This window comes from Halorubrum sp. Atlit-28R (assembly GCF_003665955.1).
In the GTDB taxonomy this organism is placed as follows: domain Archaea; phylum Halobacteriota; class Halobacteria; order Halobacteriales; family Haloferacaceae; genus Halorubrum; species Halorubrum tropicale.
In genome coordinates, this window is sequence record NZ_QPLS01000194.1 from 1 (window position 1) to 476 (window position 476).

Annotated in this window: 1 protein-coding gene; it reads right to left on the reverse strand. The window is 64.3% G+C overall.

Features of this window, described 5'->3' with window-relative positions; translation table 11 throughout:
* Positions 1-476, reverse strand: a 476-nt coding sequence (locus DVK06_RS17495; RefSeq protein ID WP_147438181.1) for a thiolase family protein, incomplete at both ends; no start/stop codon positions are given.

Below are 476 nucleotides of genomic sequence, written 5' to 3' on the forward strand. Positions count from 1 at the left end.
CCACGTCGCGCTTAATCATTTCGTGGATAAGCGTCACGGGGAGGCGCGCACCGGAGGCACCGAGCGGGTGACCGAGGGCGATTGCGCCGCCGTTGACGTTGAGTTTGTCCTCGTCGATACCGAGTTCGCGACGGGAGTATTCGCACTGGCTGGCAAACGCTTCGTTGATTTCGACGAGGTCGTAGTCCTCGATATCGCTTCCGGCGCGTTCGAGGAGACCGCGGGTGGCCGGAACCGGACCGATACCCATCACGGTCGGGTCGACACCAGCGACGTTGTTGGTGCCGACAGATGCGAGTACCTCGAGGCCGTGTTCGTCGGCGAACTCGCGACTCGTGACGAGAACGGCGGCCGCACCGTCGGTAATCTGCGAGGAGTTACCTGCGGTGACAGAGCCGTCGCCGGAGAACGCCGGCGGAAGGCCGCCGAGCGCTTCCAGCGAGGTGTCGTGGCGAATTCCCTCGTCTTCGGTGACG